Source organism: Micromonospora sp. DT68, from assembly GCF_049847245.1.
Lineage (GTDB): Bacteria > Actinomycetota > Actinomycetes > Mycobacteriales > Micromonosporaceae > Micromonospora > Micromonospora profundi.
Genome location: NZ_JBNCNZ010000010.1, coordinates 225,098 through 231,097, shown reverse-complemented (window position 1 = coordinate 231,097; position 6,000 = coordinate 225,098). Strand labels below are relative to the sequence as shown.

General features: G+C 71.5%; 8 protein-coding genes. 4 read left to right on the top strand and 4 right to left on the bottom strand.

Annotation, left to right across the window (positions count from 1 at the left end; genetic code table 11):
* Positions 1-548 precede the first annotated feature (548 nt).
* Positions 549-1,583, bottom strand: a complete 1,035-nt coding sequence (gene ligD / locus ACPXB1_RS20125; protein ID WP_425735647.1) for a non-homologous end-joining DNA ligase — start codon at positions 1,581-1,583, stop codon at positions 549-551.
* A 47-nt stretch (positions 1,584-1,630) separates the two neighbouring features.
* Here ligD and msrB point away from each other — a divergent pair, with 47 nt between their 5' ends.
* Complete coding sequence (gene msrB / locus ACPXB1_RS20120) at positions 1,631-2,035, top strand: peptide-methionine (R)-S-oxide reductase MsrB (protein ID WP_355597991.1); 405 nt, start codon at positions 1,631-1,633, stop codon at positions 2,033-2,035.
* Here the strand turns inward: msrB and ACPXB1_RS20115 are convergent.
* The 3 genes from ACPXB1_RS20115 to ACPXB1_RS20105 all read right to left on the bottom strand — a co-directional run bounded on the left by ACPXB1_RS20115 (position 2,001) and on the right by ACPXB1_RS20105 (position 3,808).
* Positions 2,001-2,609 (bottom strand): DUF305 domain-containing protein, encoded by a 609-nt coding sequence (locus ACPXB1_RS20115; protein ID WP_425735646.1) that lies wholly within the window; start codon positions 2,607-2,609, stop codon positions 2,001-2,003. The genes msrB and ACPXB1_RS20115 overlap by 35 nt on opposite strands.
* Before the next feature lie 61 nt (positions 2,610-2,670).
* Positions 2,671-3,423: a lytic polysaccharide monooxygenase gene (locus tag ACPXB1_RS20110; RefSeq protein ID WP_355597987.1), complete on the bottom strand. Its 753-nt coding sequence runs from the start codon at positions 3,421-3,423 to the stop codon at positions 2,671-2,673.
* A 109-nt stretch (positions 3,424-3,532) separates the two neighbouring features.
* Positions 3,533-3,808 (bottom strand): glycoside hydrolase, encoded by a 276-nt coding sequence (locus ACPXB1_RS20105; protein ID WP_425735648.1) that lies wholly within the window; start codon positions 3,806-3,808, stop codon positions 3,533-3,535.
* Between the two features lie 159 nt (positions 3,809-3,967).
* Here ACPXB1_RS20105 and ACPXB1_RS20100 point away from each other — a divergent pair, with 159 nt between their 5' ends.
* From ACPXB1_RS20100 to ACPXB1_RS20090, 3 genes are all read left to right on the top strand, one after another.
* Positions 3,968-4,228, top strand: coding sequence for a Prokaryotic metallothionein (locus tag ACPXB1_RS20100; RefSeq protein ID WP_355597983.1), 261 nt, complete (start codon positions 3,968-3,970; stop codon positions 4,226-4,228).
* 201 nt (positions 4,229-4,429) lie between these two features.
* The gene (locus ACPXB1_RS20095) at positions 4,430-5,389 is read left to right on the top strand and encodes a DMT family transporter (protein ID WP_425735645.1); all 960 of its coding nucleotides are present in this window, start codon (positions 4,430-4,432) and stop codon (positions 5,387-5,389) included.
* Between the two features lie 34 nt (positions 5,390-5,423).
* Positions 5,424-5,879, top strand: coding sequence for a GNAT family N-acetyltransferase (locus ACPXB1_RS20090; protein WP_425735644.1), 456 nt, complete (start codon positions 5,424-5,426; stop codon positions 5,877-5,879).
* Positions 5,880-6,000 lie beyond the last annotated feature (121 nt).

Genomic DNA, 6,000 nt, shown 5'->3' with positions numbered 1-6,000 from the left:
GCAGGCGGCCACTGCGGCTTCGGCCTGCTCCAACGCGTCAATCACAACCAAAGTTTAGAACGCATGTACGACAATTTTCCGAGCCGACCAGCCGTCGCCACTCGGTGCTTACCGCATGGCGCACACCGAGCCACCGGCCCGCCGGACCTAACAACAAGCCGATCCCGTGACCTACCGACCACCTGCTTTGGCCACAAGCCACCGAGGTGCCGAGCAGTCGAGTGCCCGACCCACCAACGACCGAGCTGCCGGACCACCGAGAGGCCGAGAGGCCGAGAGGCCGAGAGGCCGAGAGGCCGAGAGGCCGAGAGGCCGAGAGGCCGAGAGGCCGAGAGGCCGAACCACCAAGCGACAGAGAACCCGCGCCACGAGCGGCAGGGCCACCGAACCACCGACAACCGACCCGATCATGCGGCCAGAACCACAGCCGCCGACCCGCCGACGCCCACGCATTGCGGATCGCGTTGATGCTCACGGCGCAAGGTCGAGGCGGCCAGCGCAAGCCCTGCCGCCCGGTAGCGCGGCCGTCCGCTTACAGCAAGACCAGGTCAGGCGCCGTCCTCGGGGGAGCGCTTGGCGCGGCTGGGCTGCACGCGCTTGGGCTCGCCGGGCATCTTCGGGTGGTCCGGAGGGTACGGCAGGTCGCCCTGGCCGGCGGCGGCGTCTCGGTCGGCCCACTCCAGTAGCGGGGTGATGTCGTACGGGGAGTGGTCGATGCCGGCGTGTGGGTCGCCGCGCTCGACAAGCCGGGCGGGCACGCTGCGCAGGTCGAAGTCGTCCGGGTCGACGTCGGGCAGTTCGTCCCAGGTGACCGGGGTGGAGACGGTGGCTCGTGCGGTGGCTCGCAGGGAGTACGCGCAGGCGATCGTCCGGTCGCGTGCCATCTGGTTGTAGTCGACGAAGACGCGGCTGCCGCGCTCTTCCTTCCACCAGGCGGTGGTGACCAGGTCGGGCTGACGGCGTTCCACCTCCCGGGCCAGCGCGATGGTGGCCCGGCGTACCTCGGTGAAGGTCCATCGGGGCTGGATGCGCAGGTAGACGTGCACGCCCCGGCCGCCGGAGGTTTTCGGCCAGCCGGTGGCGCCCAGTTCGTCGAGGAGCGCGTGGACCTCGCCGGCGGCCCGCGCCGCGTCGGCGAAGTCGGTGCCGGGCTGTGGGTCCAGGTCGATGCGCAGCTCGTCGGGGCGGTCGGTGTCGGCGGCGCGCACCGGCCACGGGTGGAACACGATGGTGCCCATCTGCGCGGCCCAGGCCACGTGCGCCAGGTCGGCCGGGCAGAGTTCGGCCGCGCTCCGGCCGCTCGGGAAGGTGATCTGCGCGGTCGTCACCCATGGGGGGACGCCCCGGGTGGGCACCCGTTTCTGGAAGAACGCCTCGCCCTCGATGCCCTCGGGGAAACGTTGCAGCGTGGTGGGCCGGTCCCGCAGGGCGCGCATGATGCCGTCGCCGACCGCGAGGTAGTAGTGGAACACGTCCGCCTTTGTGAAACCCCGCTGCGGGAAGATCACCCGGTCCGGACTGCTCAGCCGTACGCTGTGCCCGGCCACCTCGACCTCGGTGACCGCTGCCTTGGTGCCACCCATCCCGCGACCTTATGCCACACCCCCGACGTTCGACGTACCGTTGAGGGGTGAGTCTTGACGACAGCGAGCTGCCCCAGACCGAGGACGAGTGGCGCGTCCGGTTGACCCCCGAGGAGTTCCACGTCCTGCGGGAGGCCGGCACCGAGCGCCCGTGGACCGGCGAGTACGTGGACACGAAGACCCAGGGCGTCTATCACTGCCGCGCCTGCGGGTTGGAGCTGTTCTCCAGCGACACGAAGTTCGACTCGCACTGCGGGTGGCCGAGCTTCGACGACGCCATCCCGGGCCGGGTCAAGGAGATCGAGGACCGCAGCCTCGGCATGGCCCGTACGGAGATCCGCTGCGCCCGCTGCGACAGCCACCTCGGGCACGTCTTCCACGGCGAGGGCTTCACCCCGAAGGACACCAGGCACTGCGTCAACTCGATCTCGGTCCGGCTGGAGCCGAACTGATCTGAGCCGCGTACCCCTGGAGGAGCTCGACCTCGGCGGTCCGGGACTGCTCGATGCGCCGGGCCAGGTCGCGGACCCGCTCGTCGCGGCCGACGCCGACCTGGGCCTGGGCCAGGTCGGCCGCCGCCCGCTGGTGGTCGGCGAGCACCTCGCGCAGCACCCGGTCGACGTCGGCGTCCGGGGCGGCCCGCAGCCGGTCCAGCGCGTCGTCGTCGCCGTGCCCGGCGTGGTCGTGCCCGGCCGTGCCGGCACCCGGCCCGGCGGTTGGCAGCCAGCCGCGCATCTCCGCCAACTCGTCGGCCTCGGTCGCTTCGATGGCGGCGGCCAGGGTACGCAGCGAGTTGTCACGCAACCGGCTTCCGGCCAGCCGGACGATCTGGAGGGTGCGTTCGCTGTGCCCGACCATTGTGGTCAGGAAGACCACGTCGATGCCGCTCATGGCGTCCCCGGCGGAGGATCCCGCCGGGGACGGGGCAGCCGCAGGCCCGGGTGGTGTCGGGGCGGGCGGCCCGCCGCACGCGGCGGCGAGCAGCAGCGCGGCGACCAGGGACGCCAGCGGGGTCACGCGAGACATGGCGGGGCTCCGATCACGCGAGGGCGGCGACACGGGCGCGGCCGGGACCGCGCCCGTGCGGTCAGACCTGTTGCCAGAGCGCGGGTACGTTCGGCGGCTCCCAGCCGGGGATCGCCGTGTGCGCCTGCCGGCAGCGGTACGTGCGGCCGCCGTAGGTGACCTGGTCACCGACCTGGTACGCCCGCCCGGCCGTCCAACTGCCGCCCGGCGCGGGCGTGGTCGTCGGCGTGGCGGTGGGGGTGGGCCGCGGTGTGGGCGAGGCGGTCGGAGTGGGGGTGGGCGTGGGCGTGGTGCCGCCTCCCCCGCCGCCGATCTGCACGTCGATGCAGGAGTAGAAGGCGTTCGCGGTGTCGGAGATGTTCCACACCGCGAGGATCTTCTGCCGGCCCGAGTATCCGCCGAGGTTGACGGTGTGCGAGACGGTGGCGCCGGGCTGCTGGCCGTTGCCGTTGACCACTGCGACCCGGCTGTTGCCGAGCCAGTATTCCCAGTTGCTCGTGGCGTGGCGGGCGGTGTTGAACCAGGTGAAGGTCAGCGAGGTGCCCACCGACGTGGCCGGCCAGCCCCTGTTGTCGTCGTTGAGGACGGCGAACTGGGCGATCCCGGCGTTGCAGCTGCGCAGGCCCTTGGGCCCCTCCACGCTCTGCGGCTCGTACTTGATCTGCCCGCAGTCGGGCACCCGGCCCTGCGCGCAGAGCGCCTGCCGGCTCGGTGGGGCGGAGACGTAGCCGTGCGCCTGGGCGGGCGCGGCGACGGTGAGGGTGGCGGCGACAGCGCCCGCCGCCACCAACGGAACGGTGATTCTTCGACGCATCGGGGCAGCTCCTTCGTGACGCGTGGTGAGGTGCCCCTCAACGTAATTTAAACTTTGTTAACAGTAAAGAGACCTGTCGATAAATCCATCGATGATGGCGATTCTTCTGTCAGAGCCGGAGCAGACCGCCGTTGTCGTCGACCTGATCGGCCGACTCGTCGTCGAGCCAGACCCCGCCACTGGCGAGGTAGCGGAAGCGGTACTCCCCCGGCGCGAGCTTCACGGTCACCGTCCGGGTGCCGTCGCGGCGGGCCACCAACTCGTGCCGACCGGGCTGCCACTCGTTGAAGCAGCCCACCACGCCGACCGGACCGGGCGGGACGTCCCGGGGCAGGCAGAAGGTCACCCGGGTCAGGCTGCCGAAGAGCTTGTTGCGCTTGATCATTGCGATCCTCCGAGTGGTCACGGCGGTCTCATCCGGCATAACGGACGACACGCCGGAGCCGACACGCCGCCCGCACCGGTCGACCGGCCGCATTTCGCCCATCTGCCACCAGACAGCAGGGCAATCTGATCACACATGTCCTGATACGGGGGTTTTCGAATGGCGACCTGTGAGGTCTGCGGCAACGACTACTGGATGGCGTTCGAGGTACGCACCGTCAGCGGCGACGTCCACACCTTCGACTCGTTCGAGTGCGCGATCCACCGCATGGCACCCATCTGCGAGCACTGCGAAATCAAGATCGTCGGACACGGCGTCGAGGTCAACGGCCGGTTCTTCTGTTGCGGGCACTGCGCCCGCTCGGTCGAACGCACACAGGGTGCCGAGATCCGGGACGCCGTCGGCGCCCGCCCGGCCTGACCGCACAGCCTGACCGCACCCCGTGGCCCGCTGCGGTACGGTCGTCGTCATGCGGCCTTTGCTGGGCGTTCTTTCCCCGCCGCGCTCCTGAACGGAGCGCCGCGCCTCACGCCGACCGGGTGACCCACCCGCTCGGCCATCTCGCCGTACGCGCTCCGTCGACGTCGTCCTCGTCAACGGCTCACCTTTCGGAGCGCATCCATGTCCACGTCCCGTACCGCGTCGCCTGCTGTCCCGGCCCCGGCCGTCCTTGCGGCCCGCACCGGCCTGATCCAGATCACCGTCACCGGAGTGCTGTGGGGCACCACCGGCGTGGCGGTTCAACTCCTGCGCGAGAGCACCGGCCTCAGCCCGGTGAGCATCGGCTTCCACCGCTTGGCGATCGCCGCGCTCGTCCTGTTGGCGTGCACCGCCGGCCGACTCGGCACGCTTGTGGGCGCCCTACGCGCGGTGCCCGTGCCGCTGCTGATCACCGGCGTCGGTCTCGGCCTCTACCAGGCGCTCTACTTTGCCGCCGTGGCGCTGGCCGGGGTCAGCGTGGCCACCGTGGTCAGCCTGGGCCTCGCCCCGGTGCTCGCCGCGGCCTGGGAGTCGGCGCGCGCCCGCCGGATCCCCGGCCCGCTGCGGCTCGGCACGCTGGCCGCCGCCGTGGCCGGCCTCGCCCTGATCACCACTGCCAGCGCGCAGCCCACCACGGCAGCGCCGGCCCCACTGCTCGGCCTGCTCGCGGCCGCCGGCTCCGGCATCGGGTACGCGGTGACGACGCTGATCAGCCGGCAGGTGTCGCAGCACACCGAACCCATGACGCTGACCACCGTCTCCACGGTCGTCGGCGCGCTCACCCTCGCCCCGTTCGCGCTGGTCGCCGGCATCGGCGTACCGGTCCGCGTCTCCACCGTGGCGCTGCTGCTGCACCTCGGCGTCGTCACCACCGCCGTGGCGTACGCGCTGTTCTACGCCGGACTGCGCACCACCCCGGGCAGCGTCGCCGCCGTGCTTACCCTGCTCGAACCGCTGACCGCGGCGGCGCTGGCCGTGGCGCTGCTGCACGAGCCGCTACCACTGCCGGTGCTCGTCGGCGGCGCGCTGCTGCTCACCGCCGTGGCCGCCACCTATCTCCGCCCCCCGGAGACGCCCCGGCCGACCCCGGAGACGCCCTGACCGCCCCGGCCCGGAAGGGCCTACCATCGGTGCCGTGCCACAGCAGACCACCGAACTCCGGAATGCCTCTATCGCCGACCTGGACGCCCGCACCCTCCACGACCTGCTCAAGCTCCGCATCGACGTGTTCGTGGTGGAGCAGAACTGCCCGTACCCGGAAATCGACGGACGGGACGTGGAACCCGGCACCCGGCACCTCTGGCTTACCGACGGCGGCGCTCCCCTGGCGTACCTGCGGATCCTCGCCGACCCGGGCGGCCTCGCGCGGATCGGTCGGGTGGTGGTGGCCCCGACGGCGCGCGGCGGCGGGCACGCCGGCCGGCTGATGACCGCGGCGCTGGAGGTGGTGGGCAACCAGCCGTGCGTGCTGGAAGCCCAGTCACACCTTGTGGGTTTCTACGCCCGCCACGGCTTCGAGGTCAACGGCCCGGAGTACCTCGAGGACGGCATCCCGCACACCCCGATGCGCCGCGCTGCCATTGACGCCTGACGATTTGCCTGGCATTGTGCCGGGTAGAGCCATCGCGGGAGCCAGCGAGTAGGCACGGGAGTGGGCAACTCCCGGCAGTCCGGGTGTCGTCGTCCGTCCGACCTCATCCCCCCGGGGGCTC